14 protein-coding genes are annotated in these 22,268 nt (G+C 71.5%); 3 read left to right on the forward strand and 11 right to left on the reverse strand.

The window, feature by feature from the left end; translation table 11 throughout:
• Positions 1-30 precede the first annotated feature (30 nt).
• Entirely contained in the window at positions 31-3,597 is a 3,567-nt protein-coding gene (locus ACQEVZ_RS57895) for a choice-of-anchor D domain-containing protein (protein ID WP_433385108.1), read from the reverse strand.
• A gap of 410 nt (positions 3,598-4,007) precedes the next feature.
• On the opposite strand from ACQEVZ_RS57895, the gene ACQEVZ_RS57900 reads away from it, so the two are divergent.
• A complete protein-coding gene (locus tag ACQEVZ_RS57900; protein WP_433385111.1) occupies positions 4,008-5,111 on the forward strand; it encodes an RICIN domain-containing protein in 1,104 nt (367 codons plus the stop codon).
• A gap of 68 nt (positions 5,112-5,179) precedes the next feature.
• On the opposite strand, the gene ACQEVZ_RS57905 is transcribed toward ACQEVZ_RS57900, so the two are convergent.
• The 4 genes from ACQEVZ_RS57905 to ACQEVZ_RS57920 are packed head-to-tail and all read right to left on the reverse strand — an operon-like array spanning position 5,180 to position 10,741.
• Positions 5,180-5,851, reverse strand: a complete 672-nt coding sequence (locus tag ACQEVZ_RS57905; RefSeq protein WP_360572830.1) for a response regulator transcription factor — start codon at positions 5,849-5,851, stop codon at positions 5,180-5,182.
• Entirely contained in the window at positions 5,848-7,488 is a 1,641-nt protein-coding gene (locus tag ACQEVZ_RS57910; RefSeq protein ID WP_433385114.1) for a sensor histidine kinase, read from the reverse strand. Before ACQEVZ_RS57910 ends, ACQEVZ_RS57905 begins: the two co-directional genes overlap by 4 nt.
• A gap of 9 nt (positions 7,489-7,497) precedes the next feature.
• Complete coding sequence (locus tag ACQEVZ_RS57915; RefSeq protein WP_433385117.1) at positions 7,498-10,008, reverse strand: ABC transporter permease; 2,511 nt, start codon at positions 10,006-10,008, stop codon at positions 7,498-7,500.
• 1 nt (position 10,009) lies between these two features.
• On the reverse strand, positions 10,010-10,741 hold the full coding sequence (locus ACQEVZ_RS57920) for an ABC transporter ATP-binding protein (RefSeq protein ID WP_433385120.1): 732 nt from the start codon (positions 10,739-10,741) through the stop codon (positions 10,010-10,012).
• A gap of 164 nt (positions 10,742-10,905) precedes the next feature.
• Between ACQEVZ_RS57920 and ACQEVZ_RS57925 the strand changes: the two genes are divergently transcribed.
• Both ACQEVZ_RS57925 and ACQEVZ_RS57930 read left to right on the forward strand, forming a co-directional pair.
• The gene (locus ACQEVZ_RS57925; RefSeq protein WP_433385123.1) at positions 10,906-12,150 is read left to right on the forward strand and encodes an alpha/beta hydrolase family protein; all 1,245 of its coding nucleotides are present in this window, start codon (positions 10,906-10,908) and stop codon (positions 12,148-12,150) included.
• A complete protein-coding gene (locus ACQEVZ_RS57930) occupies positions 12,147-13,037 on the forward strand; it encodes a hypothetical protein (RefSeq protein ID WP_433385126.1) in 891 nt (296 codons plus the stop codon). Before ACQEVZ_RS57925 ends, ACQEVZ_RS57930 begins: the two co-directional genes overlap by 4 nt.
• A 240-nt stretch (positions 13,038-13,277) precedes the next feature.
• Here the strand turns inward: ACQEVZ_RS57930 and ACQEVZ_RS57935 are convergent, their stop codons facing one another.
• From ACQEVZ_RS57935 to ACQEVZ_RS57960, 6 genes are all read right to left on the reverse strand, one after another.
• Positions 13,278-14,183 carry a carbohydrate ABC transporter permease gene (locus tag ACQEVZ_RS57935; protein WP_344504595.1) on the reverse strand — a complete coding sequence of 302 codons (906 nt, stop codon included), beginning with the start codon at positions 14,181-14,183 and terminating at the stop codon, positions 13,278-13,280.
• 109 nt (positions 14,184-14,292) lie between these two features.
• The gene (locus tag ACQEVZ_RS57940) at positions 14,293-15,261 is read right to left on the reverse strand and encodes a carbohydrate ABC transporter permease (RefSeq protein WP_360572842.1); all 969 of its coding nucleotides are present in this window, start codon (positions 15,259-15,261) and stop codon (positions 14,293-14,295) included.
• Positions 15,258-16,520 (reverse strand): ABC transporter substrate-binding protein, encoded by a 1,263-nt coding sequence (locus tag ACQEVZ_RS57945; protein WP_344504593.1) that lies wholly within the window; start codon positions 16,518-16,520, stop codon positions 15,258-15,260. Before ACQEVZ_RS57945 ends, ACQEVZ_RS57940 begins: the two co-directional genes overlap by 4 nt.
• A gap of 242 nt (positions 16,521-16,762) precedes the next feature.
• Complete coding sequence (locus ACQEVZ_RS57950; RefSeq protein WP_433385132.1) at positions 16,763-20,692, reverse strand: choice-of-anchor D domain-containing protein; 3,930 nt, start codon at positions 20,690-20,692, stop codon at positions 16,763-16,765.
• Positions 20,693-20,851: 159 nt separating this feature from the next.
• Complete coding sequence (locus ACQEVZ_RS57955; protein WP_344504591.1) at positions 20,852-21,124, reverse strand: DUF2277 domain-containing protein; 273 nt, start codon at positions 21,122-21,124, stop codon at positions 20,852-20,854.
• Positions 21,100-22,263 (reverse strand): nucleotide disphospho-sugar-binding domain-containing protein, encoded by a 1,164-nt coding sequence (locus ACQEVZ_RS57960; RefSeq protein ID WP_433385135.1) that lies wholly within the window; start codon positions 22,261-22,263, stop codon positions 21,100-21,102. The genes ACQEVZ_RS57955 and ACQEVZ_RS57960 overlap by 25 nt, the downstream gene beginning before the upstream one ends.
• Between the last annotated feature and the right edge of the window lie 5 nt (positions 22,264-22,268).

Here is a 22,268-nt window from a genome sequence, read left to right on the forward strand (position 1 = left end):
GCGGCACCCCCTCTTTGAACTACGGGCGGATCAGATGTTCCAGACCTGGAAGGTCGAGATCTGCCCCGCCGGCCAGCCGGAGTTGGCGGTGATGTTCAGCCGGACGTAGCGCTGGGTCTGCGCCGGGAACGTGATCGTGACGGTGTTGCCCGCCCCGCCGGTGAAGGCGTAGGACGCGGTGTCCTTCAGCGTCGAGAAGCTCGAGCCGTTGGTGCTGCCGACGACCTGGATGGTCTGGTTGCGGGCGCCCCACGAGGTGGGCAGCTGCAGGACCACCTTGCTGATGCTCTGCGCGGAGCCGAGGTCGACCTGGACCCACTGCGGGAAGGCGTTGTTGTTGCTCTCCCAGTAGGAGTTCTGGTCGCCGTCGGTGACGTTGCCGGAGCCGTACACCTGGACGTGGCTGGACTCGCTGGTCGGCTTGCCCGCGGCGAGGTTGGTCGGGGTGGTGCCCCCGGCACCGGTGCCGGTCAGCGAGACCGTGGTCGGGCTGTTCTGCGCGTTGCTGGTGACCGTGAGCGTGCCGGTCCGCGTGCCGGACGCGGTGGGCCGGAAGGTCACGTTGACGACGCAGGACGCGCCGACCGCGATCGAGCTGCAGTTGTTCGTCTGCTGGTAGTCACCTGTGGCGGTCACGCCTGAGACGGTGGCCGCCGCGGTGCCCGTGTTGCTGATCGTGACCGCCTGCGAGCCGCTGGTGGTGTTCAGCGCCTGCGACGCGAAGGTCAGGCCGGTCGGGTTGGCGCTGAGGACCGGCGCGGTCGGCGTGGTGCCGCCGCTCGGGTAGACCTCGAGCTCCGCGACCTGGCCGGCGGGCCAGCCGGTGTTCGCGCTGATGTTGACGCGGACGTACCGGGTGTTCGTCGCCCCGAAGGTCAGGTTGACCGTGTTGCCACTGGCCGGGTTGAACGTCTGGGCGGCGGAGCCGACGATCGTGCTGAAGCTGGAGCCGTCGGTGCTGCCCTGGACCGACAGCGTCTGCTGGCGGGTCGCCCACGCGGCGTCCGGCGGGAGCTTCAGCGTGACCTTGCCGATGCTGGTGGTCGCGCCCAGGTCCACCTGGACCCACTGCGGGAACGCGTTGTTGGTGCTCTCCCAGTAGGTGGCGGCGTTGCCGTCGGTGACCGTGGTCGCCGCCTGCGTGCCGTTGACCTGGCTGCTGGCGGTGGCGGGCCGGTTGAGGGCGATGTTCGTGTTGGTGCCGATGCCGGAGCCGGACAGGCCGACCGTGGCCGGGCTGTTGTTGGCGTTGCTGGTGACCGTCAGCGTGCCGGTGCGGGCACCCGAGGCGGTCGGGGTGAACTTCACGGTGACCGTGCAGGAGGCGCTGACCGCGAGGGAGCCGCAGTTGTTGGTCTGGCTGTAGTCACCGCTGGTGGTGACCCCGGAGACCGTGGCCGCCGTGGTACCGGAGTTGGTGAAGGTCACCGTCTGGGTCGGGGCGGACGCGCCCACCACCGTACCGGCGAAGGACAGCGAGCCCGGGTCGGCGTTGATGACCGGTCCGGGTGCCACACCCGTGCCGGACAGCGGGACGGTGCTGGTGACGCCTGCGGCGGTCACGCTCAGGTTGCCGGTGCGGGTGCCCGCCGCCGACGGCCGGAACGTCACGCTCACGGTGCAGGACGAGCCGGCGGCGATGCTGGTGCCGCAGGTGTTCGTCTGGGTGAAGTCGCCGCTGACTGCGATCGTGCCGACCGGGGCCGACGCGGTGCCGCTGTTGGTGACGGTCACGGCCTGGGCCGCGCTGGCGCCACCGGTCGCGACCGAGCCGAAGCCGAGCGCGTTCGGGCTGACGGTGATGTTGGAGCCGTTGTCGGGCAGGTACGGCGGGAACGTCGGCGTCGGCATCGTGCAGGCGGTCGAGCCGAAGATGCCGGAGTTGCCGCCGCCGTCGGTGAGGTTGAACCCGGCGCCGCAGTTGTAGATCGGCGCGGGGCCCTGGGTGCCGGTGGCGGTGCTGTTCGTGATCGTCGCCGCGCCGGCGACCTGGAGCTGCGCCACGAACGTGCCGGTGTTCTGGATCGTCGCGTTGTTGATCTTCACGTTGTTGATCTGCGAGCCCGAGACGAACTGGATCGCCTCGTACGGGCTCTGCTGGATCAGGATGTTGTCGATGTTGGTCAGGCCGTTCATCACGCCGTCGCGGGCGTCGAACCACAGCGCGCCGACGCCGAACTGCCAGTTCGGGTCGAGGTTGCCGGACCGGATGATGGTGTTGCGCAGCACGTCGGTGCGGCCGATCGGGGTGGACGCGAAGCGCTGCCCGACGTGGATGCCGCCGCCCTGGCTGAGGCCGGCGTCGATGACCCTGTTGTCGGTCACGAAGTTGTCGTGGCCGCCGTAGATCGCGATGCCGTTGGCGAGGATGGGCAGCTCGACCGTGTTGTGGTCGAACGAGTTGTTCACGTCGGCGTTCTGCTCGGCCCACATGGCCAGGCCGTCGTCGCCGGGGTTGCGGACGTGGCTGTTGGTGACCTTCGAGTTCGTCACGCCGTTGTGGAAGTTGATCGCGTCGGCGTTGTAGTTGCGCAGCCGCATCTGGTCGAACACCAGGTTGGTGAACGGCCCGTCCATCCAGGCGCCGACCTTGGTGTGCTCGATCCACACCCGGGTGACGGTGGAGTTGCTCAGCGAACCGCCGATGCCGTTGACCTGGTCGGCGTCGTTGCGCTCCTGCACGTTGCCGAAGATCGAGAAGTCCGACAGGTGCACGTTGGAGCTGGGCGTCGGCGCGTAGTTGCCGTAGAACCCGATCCGGTCACCGGTCGTCTTCGAGTGCCACATGCCGGCACCCTTGATCGTGATGTTGTTGACCGCGATGTGGCCCTGGATCTTGAACGTGCCCGGCGGGATCCACACCGTGCCGCCCGCGCCCGCGGACGCGATCGCCTGGTTCATCGCGGACGTGGAGTCGTTGACACCGTTCGGGTCGGCACCCTTGCTCGTGATCGACACCGAGCCGGCCGGCTGCGACAGCGGACCGGCGACGTTCTCGAAGTCCGCGAGGTCGATGGTGTACGACGAGGCGGTCGAGTCGGCGTCGACCTGCAGGCGGAACTTCGTCCCCTGCGGGTAGACCTGCGGGAAGAGGCGGTTGACCTCGTCGTAGTAGTGGTGGTGGTTGCTGCCCGGCTGGTTGCTGAACGGGTAGCTGCTGTAGTAGTGGCTGTACGCGTTGGTCAGCGTGAAGTTGTTGGACCGGACCCCGTTGATGTACAGCGAGATCGGCGCCGTGTACACCGAGCCGTTGCTGGAGTCCGGGATGCTGTAGCGGAACACCATCGAGTTCGTCGCGACCGGCGTGGTGAACTCGACGTACTTGCCACTGCCCTGCAGCGTGACGGCTTTGCGGTAGGACGCCTCACCGGCGAGGGTGTTGTAGGCGGCGCTCGGGCCGATGACGGTGCCGTTGGTGGTGGCGTTCTCCGCCTGCACCTCGACAAAGGGCAGCGTCGCACCGACGCCGCCGGTCGCGGCCGCCGCGGCCGGCGACATCGTCAGACCGACGACGACGCCCGCGGCAGCGAGGGTGGTGCCCGCGGTCAGGGCGACGAGACGCCCCTTCCGCCTGGCACCTCGAGTGGACCGGAACATGTGTTGCTCGCTTTCGACGGGGCCGTGCCGCGCAAGCATCAGCCGGCCGGCCGCGAGTTGGCGGTGTCGGGCTGGTCGGCGCTGGTGGTGACGATCGAACGGCGGGGTGGGTTTTTGTACACCGGTTGGCGGGGCGGTGCAAGAGGGACCGTAACTCCACCGACACCGCTGCGCAATATCCAGACACATCTTTGCTGTTTTCGAACGTGTTCTTGCAAGGCTTGAGCACCCATCCGCTCACGTTCCGCTTGGCTTTGCCGCGCGACCGCTCGGCGCTCCACCGCGCCACTGGGCTCCCCTGACCGTCACCACATCGCCAACACTCGATGCGACCGTCCGCTGCCGCAGCTCGGCCCGGTTCATCCCGTGCTGTGGACCGCCCTCGGACGGCAGACGAGAGGAACCAGTACATGCGACGCAAACTCGCTCTTGCCGCCGGCCTCGCGCTCGGCCTGTTCGCGAGCCTCGTCCTGTCCCCCGCGGCCCCGGCCCAGGCCGAGTCGAACGGCGGCGTCCGCGTCATGCCGCTCGGCGACTCGATCACCGACGGGTTCAACGTGCCCGGCGGCTACCGGATCAACCTGTGGCAGCGGCTCGCCGCCGGCGGGTACACCGTCGACTTCGTCGGGTCGGGCTTCAACGGCCCGGCGTCCCTCGGCGACCACGACCACGAGGGCCACTCAGGCTGGCGGATCGACCAGCTCGACGCCAACATCGTCGGCTGGCTGCAGGCGACCTCGCCGCGCACCATCCTCCTGCACATCGGCACCAACGACATGAACCAGAACTACGACGTCGCCAACGCCCCGGCCCGGCTGTCCGCCCTCATCGACAAGATCCGTGCGAACGCGCCGTCGGTCGAGCTCTTCGTCGCCCAGATCACCCCCGAGACCAACGCGACGCAGGAGGCCCGCGTCCAGGCCTACAACGCCGCGATCCCCGGCATCGTCGCCGGCAAGGGTCCGATGACGCACCTGGTCGACATGCACTCCGCCATCACCACTGCCGACCTCGCCGACGGCGTGCACCCGAACGCCACCGGTTACGACAAGATGGGGGCGCGCTGGTTCTCCGCCCTCCAGTCCGTCCCCGGCAGCCTCACCCCGACCATCCCACCGGTCGGCACCGCCGTCTCATTGGTCAACCCGCAGTCGAACCGCTGCATGGACGTCGCCGGCGCCAGCACCACCGCCGGCGCCCAGATCCACATCTGGGACTGCCACGGCAGCACCAACCAGAAGTGGACCCGCACCGCCGCCGGCGAGATCCGCGTGTACGGCAACCGCTGCCTCGACGTCAACGGCAACGGCACCGCCGACGGGACGAAGATCCAGATCTGGGACTGCAACGGCACCGCCGCCCAGAAGTTCACCTTCAACGCCAACGGCTCCATCACCGGCACCGGCTCCGGCAAGTGCGTCGACGTGAACGCCTCAGGCACCGCCAACGGCACCAAGGTCCAGCTCTGGACCTGCAACGGCACCGGCGCCCAACGCTGGGCCGCCCGCCCCTAGCCTGCCGGCCCGATCCCCGCTCCGACCGGGTGCGTCCACCTCGGGCGCACCCGGCCCTCCCCGCCCGATCAGGGCGGCCGGACCAACCCGACCTCGTACGCGAACACGACCGCCTGCACCCGGTCGCGCACCTCCAGCTTCAGCAGGACCCGGCCCACGTGCGTCTTCACGGTCGTCTCCGCCACGTTGAGCCGCTCCCCGATCTCCGGGTTGGACAGCCCTTCGGCCACCAGCAGCAGCACCTGCCGCTCCCGGTCCGTCAGGCTCGCCAGCCGCCGCAACGCCTCGGGGTCCTCAACCGCCGGCGGCGCCGTCACGAACTTCCCCGCGAACCGGTCCAGCAGGCTCCGCGTCGCCCTGGGCGCCACCATCGCCTCACCACCCGCGACGGCCCTGATCGCCGCCAGCAGATCCCCCGGCGGCGCGTTCTTCAGCTGAAACCCGCTCGCCCCCGCCTGCAACGCCGCAAACGCGTCCTCATCCGTGTCGAACGTCGTCAAAATCAGCACCCGCGGCCCACCCGGCCGCGCACACAGCGCCTCGGTCGCCGCGATCCCGTCCATCACCGGCATGCGGATGTCCATCACCACGACATCCGCCTCCACCCGCCGCAGCAACCGCAACGCCTCGGCCCCGTCACCCGCCTCCCCCACCACCACCATGTCGTCCTGCGCCGACAGCACCATCCTGAACCCAGCGACGATCAGCTCCTGATCGTCGACGATCACCACCCGGATCACCGGCCCCACCAGCCCCCGGCCACCATCCCGACCACGCCTCCCCCACCCACCGCGCCCACCTTCAGCACACCCAGCCCGCCGCCCCGGCCCTGCCGACCACCGCGCCCGTCTCCTCGGTGACCGTCTCCAACAACGCCCATCCCGATCTCATCCGCGCGCCCCGCGTCCGATCCAGCTCCGTCCGCACGCGCTGCGTCCACCACGATGCCATCCACTCGCACTTCATCTGCCTCGACCCAACCCGCGCGCATCGCACCAGCTCCGTCCGCGCGGGCCGCGTCCACCGCAACGCCATCCGCACGCACTACGTCCGTCCCGGCCCCATCCGCGCGCGCCGCATCCGCCTGACGCCCACCGGCGCGGGCCGTCTCCCCTGCGGTGCCGGCCGCTCGTGCTGCGGTCGCCGGGGCATCGGTTGCCGGAGCGCTGTCGCCGTCGGCCGCGCCTGCCGGAGGCGTTGGCGGCTCGCCCAGTGGAACGGCCGGCGGTGGCGTCCTGGGAATCGTGGCGGTGACGGTCCACCCTCCGTCGAACCGCGGACCGGCGCTCACCGTCCCGCCGTGCAGCGCGACCCGCTCCCGCATGCCGATCAGGCCGTGACCGCCCGAGCCTTTCGCGGCGGCGGGCAGCCGGCCGCCGCCGTCGTCCGTGGCCTCGATCACGATGTGCTCGGGCGCGTACTCCAGTCGCAGGGTCACCTTCGCGTCCGGGCCCGCGTGCCGGAGGGTGTTGGTCAGGGACTCCTGCACGATGCGGTACGCGGTCAGCTCCTCCGCCACGCTCAACCCCGCCGGGGTGCCCACCGTCTCCAGATCGACCCGCAGACCGGCCCGCTCGACGAGCCGGTCGAGCTCCGCCAGGCCGACGCGCCGCCTGGACACGTCCCCCGCGCCGGGGGTCGCGCCCCGCAGGACGCTCACCACCCGGCGCATGTCCTCGAGGGCGTCGCGGCCGGTGGCGGCGATCGTGTCGAGGGCGTGGCGGGCCCGCGACGCGGACGGGTCGAGGGTGTACCCGGCGCCGTCCGCCTGGACGATCATCACGCTCAGGCTGTGGGCGACGACGTCGTGCAGCTCTCGGGCGATCGCGGCGCGCTCGTCGGCGGCGGCGAGGCGGGCGAGGTGGTCGCGCTCGCGTTCGAGGGTGGCGGCCCGCTCCTCGAGGCTCGCCACGTACAGCAGCCGGGTCCTCACCCCGTACGCGGAGAACCACACAGCGATGGTCAGCGTGCCGATGATCCACGTGATGGTGCCGAAGTTGTCGGTCCTGCGGGCCTCGACGGCGGCGCCGATGACGACGCCGATGCCCGCGCCGACACCGGCGAGGATGCCCCAGAACAGCTGGGGCCGGTACTTGACGACGGCGAACATGGACATCAGCACCGCCATGTCATAGAGGCGCATCGCGTCGTCGAACAGCAGGTGCAGCGGCGCCGCCGTGTAGACGATGCAGGCGACGACCAACGGATAGCGGCGACGGGCCAGCATGGCGACCGCCATGACGAGCCCGATCGCGACGACGGGCGGCTCCAGCCCGCGCTCCATCACCGTCACGTACAGCACGGATCCTGCGAGGCCCCCGTCGAACAGCCAGGTCCTGATGCGCCGGAGGTGTTCGCCGTTCCACACGTCGTCCACGATAGGTCTTCAATCTGCCAGTGCTACGACGACTGCGACGTTTGCCGCTCTGCGTGACGGGAGGACTGCGGCGAGTACGCCCGCGAGCGCCGCGAGCCCGACGAACGCTCCCAGCTGCCCGACCGGGACCGCGATCAAGGTGTCGACCTCCCCGAACCCCGCATCCGCGGTGAGCAACCCGTAGACGAGGCCGAACGCCACCCCGACGACGGCGCCGGCCGCGGCCATCAGCACCGCCTCGGCGAGCAGCGTCACGCGGAGCTGCCCGCGGGTCAGGCCGAGCGCCCGCAGCAACGCGGACTCGCGGGTCCGCTCCAGTACCGACAGCGACAGCGTGTTGGCGATGCCGACGAGCGCGATGATCAGCGCCAGCGCGAGGAGGACGGCGATCACGGCGACGATCTGGTCGATCGCGTTGTTGCGTTCGTCGCGGAACTCCTTGAGGTCGCCGACCTGGATCAGCGGGTGCGCCGCGAGGGCGGCGTCGATCTGGTGGCGTGCGGTCGTCGCCGGTACGCCACCAGCGGCGCGGACCATGACGAGCGAGTCCCCGACTGCCGCCGGGAACAGCGCCCTGTAGTCGGTGTCGGTGACCATGACGTCGCCGACGAGCGTCGCGCTCTGGACCGTCGCGGCGACCGTCACCGTGATCGAGTGGCCGCCGGGACCAGTCAGCCGGAGCTGGTCGCCGACCCGCCGCCCGGCGAGGGCGTCGGAGCCGCTGGCCACGACGGCGGTCCCGGGCCGCAGGTCCGTCAGCCGCCCGGCGGAGACGACGGGCCGGAACGCCGTGCCGATCGCCGCCTCGTCGATGGTCCCGACGAGCAGCCCGCCGCCGGTGCTCTTCGCATTGTCCTGCCTGACCGCGACGACGAGGTCGAAGGCGGGGTCGGCGCGCAGTCCCGCGGTCACCGCCGCCGGGACCGTCGCCGGCCGGTCGCCGCCGGTGACCGCGGGCGTGAGCAGGTAGTCGACGGGGAACGCCTTGTCGAGCTGAGCTTCGGCGGTGCGGTTGACGGTCGCGGCGATGGTGCTGCCGCCGGCCATCAACGCGACCCCCACGAGCAGCGCGGCCGTGGTCGCCGCCGTGCGGCCCGGGTTGCGCCTGGCGTTGGCGACGGCCAGGCGGACCGGCGCACCGGCGAGGCGGCCCGGCAGCCATCCGACCGCGGACACCAGCGGCCCGATGAACAGCGGCAGGAGCAGCAGCACCGCGAGGAACACGCTCGTGCCACCCACCATGACGATCACCATCGCGGTCAGCGGATCACCGGTGCGCATCCCGGCCACGGTCAGCGTGACCCCCGCGACGACGAGCAGCGCCGCGGAAATGACCAGCACGACCCGCCCGCGCCGGCTGCCACCGCGCCCGAACGGCGTGATCCGCAGTGCCGCGATCGGTGGCACCCGGGTCGCCCGGATCGCGGGCACCAGCGCCGACACGGTCGTGAGGACCACACCGAGGAGCAGCGCCACCAGTACCGGCGAAACACCGACAACCAGTCGACCGGTGGGCAGCCCGATGCCCGGCAGTGCTCCACCGCGGGACAGTCCGAAGCCGATCGCGAGGCCGACACCGATCCCGAGCGCGGCGCCCGTGAACCCGACCGCGGCAGCCTCGGCGATGACCCGCCGGAACACCTGCGCGCGGGTGGCGCCGACGCACCGCAGCAGCGCCGTCTCCCGCATGCGCTGGGCGAGCAGGATGTTGAACGTGTTGGCGATGACGAGCGCGGCGACGAGCACCGCGACGACCGCGAAGAGCTGCAACCCGATGAGCAGGCCGTCGATCTGGCTGAACGCCTCCCGGGCCAGGTCGCGCCGCAGCTGGTCGCCGGTGCGCACCTTCCCCGGCGCCGTGACGTGCGAGCGGACGGCGGCGGGTGCGGTGCCGTCGGCGACGGTCGCGACGACCTCGCGGAAGCCGGTGGCGCCGGTGAGCCGCACGAGCGCCGGCCGGGTGAGCACGACCGTGGACGCGTTGCCGCCGTCGACGCCGGTGATGTCGACGATGCCGACGAGCCGGAACTCGTGCCGCTGCTCGTCGGCGCCCACCAGCGCGATGGTGTCGCCGACCTGGTAGCCGGTGCGCCGGGCGCTGCGGGCGTCGAGCGCCGCGTCGCCGTCGCCCTGTGGCAGCCCGCCCGCGTGCAGGTCGAAGGGGCGCAGCTCGGCGCGGTCACCGACGTCGACGGCATGGCCGGGGACGCCGAACTCGGTGACGAGACGGCCGTCGCGGTCGATGAGCGGTGCCTGCTCCGCCATGCGGCCTTCGACGGCGGTGACGCCGTCCAGCCGGCCGATCTCCTCCACTGTGGACAGTGGCAGGCGGGTGCGGTCGGCGGCGGTGACGGCGAGGTCGACGTTGCGGGCGGAGCGGGCGTATTCGTCGAGCAACGCGGCGCGGGTCGTGTCGCCGAAGATCATGATGCCGGCGACGAACCCGACGGCGAGCACGATGGCCAGCGCGGTGGGCACGAGGCGGCGCGGCCGCAGCCCGGACAGTGCGGTGCGTCGCATGTCAGGCCCCCAGCCGCTTGAGCAGGTCCAGCACGGCCTCGGGCGTGGGACCGCGCAGCTCGTCGACGATGCGGCCGTCGGCGAGCATGACGACCCGGTCGGCGTAGGAGGCGGCGACGGGGTCGTGGGTCACCATGACCACCGTCTGACCCAGCTCCCGGATGCTGCGGCGCATGACGGACAGGACGTCGGCCCCGGCGCGGGAGTCGAGGTTGCCGGTCGGCTCGTCGGCGAAGACCACGTCGGGCCGGCCGAGCAGCGCCCGGGCGCACGCCACCCGCTGCTGCTGACCGCCGGACAGCTGACTGGGCGTGTGCCGCAGCCGCTCGCCGAGGCCGAGCACCGACACCACCTGCGCGAACCGCCGCTGGTCGGGCCTGCGACCCGCGAGGTCGAACGGCAGCAGGATGTTCTGCTCGGCGGTCAGCGTCGGCAGCAGGTTGAAGGACTGGAAGATGAACCCGACCCGCTCCCGGCGCAGCAGCGTCAGTGCCTTGTCGGACAGGCCCGTCAGCTCCGTGCCGCCCAGCCGGACCGAGCCGGACGTCGCGGTGTCCAGCCCCGCGAGGCAGTGCATCAGCGTGGACTTGCCGGACCCGGACGGGCCCATGATCGCGGTGAACTCGCCGGCGGGAAACGCGACGCCGACGCCGTCCAGGGCGCGCACCGTGGTGTCGCCTGTTCCATACACCTTCACGAGGTCGGTCACTTCGACCGCGAGCGTCGTTGTCATGGAAGGCAAGGTAGGCGCGGCGCGGGTGCCGCGTCGTCGTCGTCAAGCACACCATGGCTGTCCTACTCAGGTCGGACACGGGCAGTTTCGGGTCGGCCCGCGGGAGGACGACACGGCGGCGCGGGCGGGGCTAACTTCGGCGGCACCGAGCGAGAGGATTCGCCATGCGCCACCTGTACTTGTCCCGCCGCCGACTGCTGGGGGCCGCCGCCGCGGGCGCCGGCCTGACCGTGTTGCCCGCGATGCCCGCCGTCGCCGCGCCGCGAGGCGCCAAGCCCGCGTTCCGGCTGCCCGCGCCGACCGGCCCGCACCCGATCGGGACGGTGCCGCTGCATCTCGTCGACCCGGCGAGGACCGACCCCTGGATGGCGCCCGCCCGGCCCAGGGAGCTCATGGTGCAGCTGTGGTATCCGGCCGCATATCCGGCCGGCCCACCGGCACCATGGTTGACCCCGGCCGAGGCAGGGCCCGTCGGCCGGGACCTCGCCGAGACGGTCAGCGGCGTCCAGCGGGACCTGCCCGGCCTGGCAGCGGTCCGCACCCACGCGCACACGGGCGCACCGATCGCCGCGCGGCGTGGCGGCTGGCCGGTGGTGCTGTTCTCACCCGGGTATGGCGCCGGGCGCAACTCCAGCGCGGCACTGGTGGAGGACCTCGCCAGCCGCGGCCACGTCGTGGTGACCGTCGACCACACCCACGACCCGATCGCCGTCGAGTTCCCCGGCGGCCGCGTCGAGCCCAACACGATCACGGCGTTGATCGCGCAGATCGAGGACCCGGCCCAGTTCGACACGTTCGCGGCGAAGATGGTCGCGGTCCGCTCCGCTGACCTGCGGTTCGTGCTGGACCGTCTGGCGACCCTCGACGACGGCGGCAATCCCGACGTCGAGCGGCGCCGCCTCCCGGCCGGGACCCGCGGCTCGTTGCGCCTCACGCACGTCGGTGCCCTCGGGCACTCGCTCGGCGGCGCCACCGCCGCCCAGGCGATGCACGACGACCGTCGGATCCGCGCGGGAGCCAATCTCGACGGCGCCTTCTACGGTACAGACGCCGCAGCGGGACTCGACCGGCCGTTTCTGCTGTTCGCGGCAGGTGACACCGACCGCGGCAACACGCCGGGCTGGGGTGTGTTCGCCGACCACCTGCGCGGCTGGCACCGCGAGCTGAGGATGCCCGGCGCGCGGCACCTGGCGTTCCACGACTCGGTGCTGATGATCCCGACGCTCGCGGCGCTGCCGGGCGCGCAGACCGGCGACGCCTACGGGACGATCGACGGGCCGCGGGTGGCCGCGGTCGTCAGGGCGTACGTGGGCGCGTTCTTCGGCCTGCACCTGCGCGGATCCGGCGCTGACTGCGGGCTGCTCGACGCGGCGTCGCCGCGGTATCCGGAGATCGGGTTCGTGGCATGAGCGGGCGTTACCGCGGCGCGGTGCTGGAGGACTTCACCGATGCGGCCGTCGCCCGGCTCGTCGCCGCCGACCGGGCCGGGTTCTGGCGGACCTCGGAGCACGCCCCCGACGAGCTCGTGGACCGGCTCGCCGACAGGGTCGCCGGGTCGCCGCCGGTCGAGCCGTGGCGGCACCGGCCGCGCGCCGACCTCGACGCAGCGCGCGTGGAGCTGCTGCTCGGGGCCGACACGGACCGGTCGCTGGCGCGTCTGGGGCAGCTGGCCCGGTCGTCGGGCGCGGTTCGCCAGATGTGCGGGGCGCGGGGCGTGTGGGTGCCGGCGGACGGCCCGGCGAGGCGGCGCTACCTGCCGCAGGCACGGACGATCGTGACGGCCCGCACGGCGGATCCGCGGTTGGAGACGTTCGTCGATCCGGGAGCGGTGTTCGGGGATCCGCGCGGGCTTGGCTGCGCGCTGCCGCTCTCGGTGCCGCTGCTGGTGAGCGACGCGCTGCTGCCGGCGGCCGTGCGGGGCGGCGGGCATGCGTTCGTGATGAGCCTCTGCTCGGAGTGTGACGCCGACGAGGACGTGCGGGCCGGCTACGGCTGGGCGTCCGGGATGTTCGACGAGGAGCGCGTCGAGTCGTGCCCCGGCTATCCGCCCGACGGCTGTCCGGAGCCGCCGCGGTTGCGGCTCGCCCCGGCCGACGAGCGCCGGTGGGACGACGTGGGGCGGCTCGGTGGGCGGCCCACGTGGTCGCAGGCGTCACCACAGTGGCCGGACTGCTGTGGCCGGCCGATGTGGTTCGTCGGGCAGCTCCAGACGGGCGAGTTCGGCGGCGTGGGAGGCGCGATCGTCGGGTTCCGTTGCGAGTGCGGTCATGCGGCCCAGTCCCGCCAGCTCACCTGAGCACCGCGGGCGTCGGCGACCGGCCGGCCGTGGAGCTGCGACCGCGGTCGGGGCGCGGCCGGGGGTGAAGCGTGGTCACCCAGGGGCCGTGGTGAGGCTTGGGCCTGCCCAGCCGCGTGTGGTGGCGTTCATCTCGGGACCTCCTTGGGTCGGGAACCGGTCGGAGGCAGGCATCGCGGCTGGGCGGGGGGTGGCGCATCGGGAATTCTGCCTAGGGAACTGGAGCGGGGGCACCCATGTTCAGTCCTGGAGGGTGCCGGCGAGCAGGCCCCGCATGAAGAAGCGGCCGAGCATGACGTAGAGGGCGAGTGTGGGCAGGCTCACGAGCAGGGCGCCGGCCATTGCCTGGCCGAAGGGGACGGACTGGCCGCCGGCGATGTTGTTGAGGGCGATCGTCACCGGCCAGGAGTCGCGGCTGGTCATCATGGCGCCGAACATGAAGTCGTTCCAGGAGGAGGTGAACTGCCAGATGATCGCCACGGCGAAGGCGGGTTTGGCGAGGGGGACGCCGATGTCGACGAAGCTGCGCAGGATTCCGGCGCCGTCGAGGCGGGCGGACTCGAGGAGCGTGTTGGACATGGCGACGAAGTGGTTGCGGAAGATGAGGGTGGTGATCGGCAGGCCGTAAATGATGTGGATGAGCATGAGGCCGGCGAGGCCGCCGGTCGGGTCGTTGCCGCCGCGGAGGCCGACCGCCGTCATGGTCTGCGAGACGGGGATGATCACGGCCTGGTAGGGCACGAAGATCCCGAACAGGATCAGCGGGAAGACGACGTTGGCGAAGGGGAAGCGGATCTTCGACAGGACGAAGCCGTTGGCGCAGCCGAGGAGGGCGGAGAGCAGGCTGGCGGGGATGGCGAGGGAGAGGCTGTTGCGGAAGCCGGAGGCGAGCTTGGGCCAGACGAGGCCGAAGTTGTCGAGCGACAGGCTCGTCGGCAGCTCCCAGATCCGCGTCGCCGACACGTCGACGGGGTCCTTGAAGGACGTGACCACCAGGACGTAGACGGGGAGCAGGAAGAAGCACGCGAGGGCCCACAGCACGACGTACCGCACGACGCTGCGGCTGCCGGCGGCGGCCTTCGACGTGGCGGGCGGGATCGGGTCGGAGACCACGTGCCGGGGCACCGTGGCGGTGGCGCGGACCATGCGGACTACCCCCGTTCCAAAGGCAGGACGTGAAGCGGGACAGGAGGCGGGACGTGAAGCGGGACGAGGAGCGGGACGACGTGCCCCAGAGCAGTGGTTGGCATGGAAGTCACCGCCGTTCCGTGCGGAGGGCGTACCAGACGTAGGGGCCGACCACGAGGGTGACGCCGACGAGGAGGACGGTGGCGATGGTGGCGCCGCGGTCGTAGAAGCCGCCGTCGAAGGTGGTGAACCACATGTAGAGCGACGGGGTGTCGATGCGGAGGTTGCCCTGGTCGAGGGCGTACAGCAGGTCGAAGGTCTTCAGCGAGATGTGGACCATGATGAGCAGGGCGCTGAAGGTGACGGGCCGCAGCGCGGGGCGGACGACGTGCCAGAAGACCTGGGTCTCGCTGGCGCCGTCGAGGCGGGCGGACTCGCGGAGGGCCTCGGGGACGCCGCGCATGCCGGCCAGGAAGAGGGCCATGACGTAGCCGGAGAGGGCCCAGCCGGCGGGGAGGGCGACGGCCGCGATGGCCCAGACGGAGTCGGACTTGTGCCAGTCGCTGCGCAGGAAGTCGAGGCCGATGACGGTGAAGAGCTTGTTGAGGCCGGCCGTGTCGCCGCCGGAGCCGTTGTCGAGCAGCCAGCGCCAGACGATGGCGGTGGCGATGAAGGAGATGGCCATCGGGAAGAGGAAGACGCCGCGGAGGAAGCCTTCGCCGCGCACACCCTTGTCCAGGAGCATGGCCATGAGGAAGCCGAGCAGGAGGGAGCCGCCGACGAAGACGACGGTGAAGACGACGAGGTTGCGCACGTCGGCGTGCCAGCGCTCGTCGCGGAGCAGGCGTGAGTAGTTGGACAGGCCGACGAAGTGGTAGGAGGGCGAGAGGCCGCGCCAGTTGGTGAAGGAGACGCGGACGTTCCAGCCCAGGAAGCCGTAGACGAAGACGCCGATGAGGATCAGGGACGGCGAGACGAGGAGCAGCCCGGCCAGCCACGCGGGGCCGCGGTGCTTGCGGCGGCGGATCGGCGGCGGGACGAAGGGGACGTGCGGCGGGGCGTTGGAGTGCCGCGGCACGTGGACGGGGGCGGTCATCGCGTCTCCTGGAACTGCTGCTGCACGGTGCTGGCGAACTTGCCGAGGTCGCCGTGCTGGACGAACAGGCCGAGCGCCGAGTCGATCTCCGCGTTGTAGGCGTTGTTGGCCACGACGCCGTGGGCGAGGGAGCCGACGATGCGGGTCTTCGGGTCGCGCCACTGCTGCAGGGTCCAGCCGAGGTAGCCCTTGTAGAGATCGGCCGAGGCGTCGGTGCGGGCGGGGATGGAGCCCTTGAGGGGGTTGAACAGGTTCTGCCCGTCGGCGGAGCCGCACTCGATGAGCCACTTGCGTGACAACGAAGGGCTGCGGACGCCGGTGGGGAGGGTGAAGGAGTCGGAGAGGAAGTCGTAGACGCCTTCGGTGCCGGGCGAGGTGGCCACGTCGTAGCCCTCGCGCCACTGCAGCTTCTTCGACTGCTCCAGGTAGGAGGAGCTCCAGTCCCCCATGACGGCGTAGACGGCGGAGCCTTCGATGACCCTGTCGAGCTGCGGCTGCCACTCGCCGGCCGCGGAGCGGACGTCGGAGTTGGCGAGGACCTTGCCGAACATGTCGAGCGCCGACGTGACCTGGGGCGAGGTCCACCTGAGGTCGCCGGAGAAGAGCCGCTCGTAGGAGTCGGCGCCGAGCTCGCCGAGCAGGACGGTCTCCATGAGGTGCTTCTGGGTCCACTCGGGACCGACGGCGAGCGGCACCTTGCCCTTGCCCTTGATGACGGCGGCCTGGGTCAGGAAGTCCGACCACGTCTTCGGCGGACCCGCCAGGCCGAGCTCGCGAAGGACGCGCGGGTTGAACCAGATGAGGTTCGCGCGGTGGATGTTGACCGGGACGGCGTAGATCTTGCCGTCGATGGTCAGGTTGTCCAGCAGGCCCTTCGGGAAGACCTTCCGCCAGCCCTGCTCCTCGTACAACGTTGTCAGGTCCTGGACCTTGCCGGACCGGACGTCGTCGAGCAGCTCCAGCCCGGCGTGGCGCTGATAGGAGTCGGGCGGGTCGTTGGCGAGCAGCCGGCTGGCCAGAATCGCCTTGGCGTTGGAGCCGGCACCGCCGGAGACGGCGGCGTTGACGAAGCGGATGCCGGGGTTGGAAGCCTCGAAGGCCTCGGCCATCGCGGCCAGGCCCTCCTCCTCACCGGGTCCGGTCCACCATGAGTAGACCTCGAGCTGGTCGTCGCTCGCACCGCCGACGGTGAACATCGACAGTGACGCGAGCAATGACACGACGAGCAGCGAGATGATGGCCAGGCGGCCCTTCCACACGTCGAACCTCCGTGGCCTCGCTGGCGGGCGAATCCGGGTCACTCATGTTGTCGAGTGAACCTAGTGCTCACGGAAGTCGTTTGGTGATGAACGTCCGGTTCGATCAACTGCGTCATCCGGGGGATAACCCAGGACGCACGGATGACTTATATCACAACCCAAAGTATGGTTCGATCCGCCGAATAGCCCGAGGTCAGACCACGACCTCGGGCTATTCGTGCCAGATGGCAAACAGCAGTGGGCTAAAGGCTGTATGCCTCTACTTCGGACAGTTGGCCGGCGGGCCAGCCGTTGTTCGCGGTGATGGTGATCCGCAGGTACCGCACGTTCCCCGCCGGGAAGGAGAGGATCGCGGTGTTTCCGGTCGCCGGGTCGAAGGCGACGACCGCCGAGCTCCGGAGGATCGCGCCGGTCGCGCCGTCGGTGATCGTCACCGTCTGCGTGCGGGCCGCCCACGCCGTCGACGGGGGCAGGCGCAGCGTGACCTTGCCGACGGACACGGACGAGCCGAGGTCGACCTGGATCCACTGCGGGAAGGCGTTGTTGACGCTCTCCCAGTAGGTGTTGGCGTTGCCGTCGACGGCGTTGGCGGAGCCGTACGCCTGGGTGTTGGACGACTGCGTGGTCGGCCGGCCCAGCGCCAGGTTCTGCCCGCTCGCCGAGGCGCCCTGCCCGGACAGGACCACGCTCAGCGTGGACGTGCCGTAGGTGACGGTCAGCGAGCCGGTCCGGGTGCCGGTCGCGGTGGGCCGGAAGGTGACGTTGACGGTGCAGTTCGCCCCGGCCGCGATCGACGTGCCGCAGCCGCTCGCGATCGTGTAGTCGCCGGCGACGGTGATCGAGGCGACGGATGCCGCGGCGGTGCCGGTGTTGCTGATCGTCACGGCCTGCGCCCCGCTGAACGAGCCGACGGTCGTGGCGGCGAAGCTGAGCGACGCGGGGCTCGCGGTCAGCGTCGCCGTGCCCGCCGACACGCCCTTGCCGGACAGCGCCACCGAGGCCGACGAGCCGCCGTACGCGACGGTCAGCGAACCGGTCCGGTTGCCGGCCGCGGCCGGGTGGAAGGTGACGGTGACCGTGCAGTTGGCGCCGGCGGCGATGACCGTGCCGCACGTGGTCGTCCGGGTGAAGTCGCCGGTGGCGGTGATCCCGGAGACCGTCGCCGGGCCGGTGCCGGTGTTGGTGACCAGCACCGTCTGCCAGTCGCTGTTGTCGTTGACCGTGGTGTCCTCGAACGACAGCGACGTCGGGCTGAGCGTCAGCGCGGGGGTCCCGCCGCCGGATCCGTACACCTCCAGGCTCGACACCTGCCCGGCCGGCCAGCCGGTGTTCCCGGTGATCTGCAGCCGCAGGTAGCGCACCGAGGCGGTGACCGGAATGTCCGCCATATTCCCAGAAGAAGGGTCGAACGCCACGTCGGCCGCGGGTCGGAGGATCGCGCCGGTGGCGCCGTCGAGAACCGCGACCGTCTGCCGCCGGGCAGCCCACGCGGCGGCGGGCGGAAGACGAAGGACGACCTTCCCGACCGTCGAGGTGGTGCCGAGGTCGACCTGGATCCACTGCGGGAACGCGTTGTTGGCGCTCTCCCAGTACGAGTTGACGTCGCCGTCGACCGCGTTGGTCGCCGGGTAGCCGCCCTGCGCGCTCGACGAGGTCACCGGCTTGCCCAGCGCCAGATTCGTGGTGCCGGCGGTGACGCCGGTGCCGGTGAGCTGCACGAGGACCGCGCCCTGCCCGTCGTCGCCGGTGATCGAGTACACCGCCGACTGCGCCCCTTGCGTAGTGGGCGTGAACGTCACCGTCTGGTGGATGATGTCGCCGGGCGACAGCTGCTGCCCCTCGGACACGGGCGTGGTGGTGTTGAACGCGCCGACCGGCGGCGCCGCCTTCGTCAGGGTCAGCGTGATGTTGCCGGTGTTCGCGATGTCGAAGACCGCGGTCGCCGTCTGCCCGACCGGCACCTGACCGAACTGGACCGGGTTGGGCGTGATCGTCAGCTGCGGCGCGCCGGTGACGGCGGTGCCGGTGACCGGGACGGTGACCGAGCCGGCGCTGCTGGTGACGATGAACGAACTGTTGGCCGCCCCAGAAGCAACAGGCGCGTACCGGACGGAGACCGACACGGAGGCGCCCGCGGCGAGGGTCGTGCCGGTGGCGGGGACGCCGGTGGCGGTGAACGGCGCGGCCGGCGGCGTGAAGCCGGTGATCGTCACCGCGGACGTGCCGGTGTTGGTCACGCTGACGCCGAGGGTCTTGTTGGCCCCGGTCGGCACGGTGCCGAAGGACAGCGTCGACGGGGTCGCGCCGAGCCCGGTCCGGGTGCCGACGCCGTGCAGGTCGAACGGGACCGTGCCGGCGTTCGTGGTGAAGGTCAGGCTGCCGTTGACGCCGCCGGTCGCGGTCGGCGTGAAGCGCACCGGCACCGCCAGGGTCTGGCCGGTCGTGAGGTTCACCGGCAGCGTGGGCACCGTCGCGGCGAAGGGCGCGGCGGTCGAGATCGCGGTGATCGAGACGGCGCGGGTCGCGGTGACGGTGACGGTCGCGGTGGCGGTGCTGCCGACCTCGACGCTGCCGAAGTCGGTGGGCCCGCTGGTCAGCGCCGCCGTGGTCGGCCGGCCGAAGCCGATGACGTGCCCGTCGCGGGTGCCGACGAAGACCCGCCCGCCGTCGGTCGCCGGGGTGACGAACTTGGTCGCGACCCCGATCGGCGCGCTGTAGCGCAGGTTGAGCCGGCCGTTGACCGGCAGCGCGTCGTATGCGCGCAGCTGGCCGTTGGCGCCGCTGGACCCGTCGCTGTAGACGGCCCACACGACGGCGCTTCCGGAGGTGGTACCGGTGGACGTCACGACCGGTGAGCCCGAGGTGTAGCCGAAGGTCGACGCGCTGGTCCCGGCGGAGGTGAGCACGGGCAGGCCGGCGCCGTTGACCCCGTACTTGAACGCGCGCAGGAAGCCCTGGTTCTCGACCTGGTACACGTAGCCGCCGTCACCGCCCCAGAACGCGGGGTGCCCCCAGACGCCGTTGTACGGCCCGGCCGGCGGGCCGACGGACGCGTCGCCGCCGCCCGGCCCCTGCGCGTTGCCGCCCAGGTTGTCGCGGTCCAGCAGGTACACGCGGCCGTCCTTGCCGGTCTGCACCAGCAGCTTGGGGTGGGCGGGGGTGCCGAAGCCGGCGGGCAGCGCCATCGGGCCGCCGGAGCCGAAGTCGGTGTCGTCCTGGTCGAGGCGGCTGTTGTTGAACGGGCTGAAGAAGTCCTTCGCGGTGAGCGAGCCGTCGCCGTTGACCTGCAGCCGGATGATCGACTCGGCGAGGGTGCCGGGCGGGCTGGTGCCGGGGCCGGGCGCGGGCGAGACGCCGTTGCCGGTGGAGACGATGATCCGGCCGGGGCCGTCGGAGACGAGGCCGCCGCCGGACTGCCAGATGCCGGCCATGCCGTTGCTGCGGCCCGCCTCGGTGGACCACAGCGTCGTCATCTGCGGCGTCGTGGTGCGCACGCCCGCGACGTAGCCGACGTACGGGCCGTAGTCGCAGTGGCTGGCGAACCCGGCGTAGACGACGCCGTCGAGCAGCAGCAGGCCGGGGCGCTGCGCGGCGGTCTTCGGGTTGAACGTGTTGCCCGGGTCGTTGGTCGGCGAGCCCTGGATCGTCACCGGCCAGCCGGCCCGCTCGACGCCGGTCGCGGGGTTGACCGAGTGCAGGTAGAAGTGCGGGTGGTCGGCGTCGGGGCCGTCGTTGACCTTCGCCATGAAGAACACGGCGTTGGTCGCCGGGTCGTAGACGGGCGTGCTCGTGATGCCGATGTTGGGCACCAGGTCGCCGCAGCCGATCGCCGACGCGGGCCACGCCGGCCCGACGCTGCGCGACCAGTTCACGGCGCCGGTCGCCGGGTTGAGCCCGTAGACCCAGTTGTTCTCCGTGACGGTGATCAGGGTGCCACCGGCGACGATCGGCTGCGCGTACACCTGACCGTTGACGGTGGCCGAGAACAGCTGCCCGAAGTCGGAGGCGGACACGGCCGACGGCGCCAGGCCGGGCTCGTTGCTGTCCCAGCCGGTGCGCAGGTTGTCGACCGAGACGGTGGTGATGTCGGCATTGGACGGTTGGGGCGCGATGACCACCAATGCGGACAGCGTCAGCGCTGCCGGCAGAAGGCGGATGAGGGCACGACGCATGACACGCTCCTGGCGGGGAACGGCAACGATGAAGGATCGAACCGTAACTTGGTCGATCCTTCACCGCAAGATGCTGACTGCCCTATGAAATTTTGCGACGCGCCTATGTCAACGTTGGAACTGCCGCACCACCGGCCAAAGCGGCCGGTCGAACAGGATTCAGCGGGGGCCGTAGCGCTCGGCGGCGCGGACCTTCGCCTTCGCGGCCTCGATCTTGCGGTCGCGCGGCGGCGAGTTGGTGACGAGCTGGCCCAGCAGCTCGCGGGTCGCGGCCGTGACGGCGGCGACGGCGGCGTCGAACGCGGCCTGGTTCGCCTGCGAGGGGCGGGTCATGCCGGCGACCTTGCGCACGTACTGGATGGCGGCGGCCTCGATCTCGTCCTCGGTCGCCGGCGGCTCGAAGTTGTTCAGTACCCGGATGTTCCTGCACATGCCTCCACCATGCCAGGTCGCGGGCCGGCCGTCAGACCCGCCAGGGTCGCGGCGACGTCCGGCGGCGCGGGCATGGCGGCGATCTCGTCGCGGATCCGCCCGGCGCGGCGGGTGACGGCGGAGTCGGCGAGCAGTGCCCGGACGGCGGCGCGGACCGCGGCCGGGGACCGGTCGGCGAAGGCGACGGTGCGCGCGACCCCGGCGGCCGTCAGCCGGTCGGCGATGCTGAACTGGTCGCACATCTGCGGCAGCACCAGCTGCGGACGGCCCGCACCGAGCGCGGCCATCGAGCTGCCCGAGCCGCCGTGGTGCACGAACAGGTCGCAGGTCGGCAGCAGCACGTGGTGCGGCAGCCAGCCGGCGCGGCGGGCGTTGGCCGGCAGGTCCTCGATGCCGTGCACGCCGGCACCGCTGACGACGACCTCGACGTCGAGGTCCCGCATGCCTTCGACGGCGGCGGTGAGCCCGTCGACGCCCTCCGGGATCGGCACGGTGCCCATCGAGACGCAGACGCGGGGGCGCACGCGCGGCGCGAAGAGCCACTCCGGCAGCGTGCTGGCGCTGTTGTACGGGATGTACCGCATCGGCAGCCGTACACCGGGATCCGCCGATGACGGGCCCAGCGACGGCGGGCAGGTGTCCACGGTCGCCAGGGGCGCGTCGGTCGGCTGGGCCACGCCGAGGGTGTCGGCGAGGCGCAGCAGCGGGTCGGCGATGTCGGCGAGCGCGGCGCGGTGGACCGCGTCGGGGACGGGCAGCCCCCAGTGGTGCAGCACCCACGGGATGCGCAGCAGCGTGGCGGCGAGGGGCGCGGCGTATTCGACGGGCTCGGTGACGATGAGGTCGGGCCGCCACGCGCGGGCGAGGGCCACGACGTCGGGGCCGGTGCGTTCGGCGATGGCGGCGAAGACGGCGAGGTCGAGGGTGTCGTTGCCGCCGAGGCGCAGGTGCGGCGGCCACAGCTCGAAGAACGACGCGTCGCCGCCGACGACGACGTGACTGAGCCCGGCCCGGCGGATCTGCTGGCCCATCGACTGGGGCGCGGCGACGAGGACGTCGTGGCCGCGCAGGTGCATCGCCCACGCCAGGGGCGCCAGCGCGTACAGGTGCCCCGGCGCCGGGTTGATGGTGAACAGCACCCGCA

This window comes from Dactylosporangium sp. CA-152071, from assembly GCF_050936335.1.
GTDB lineage: Bacteria > Actinomycetota > Actinomycetes > Mycobacteriales > Micromonosporaceae > Dactylosporangium > Dactylosporangium maewongense.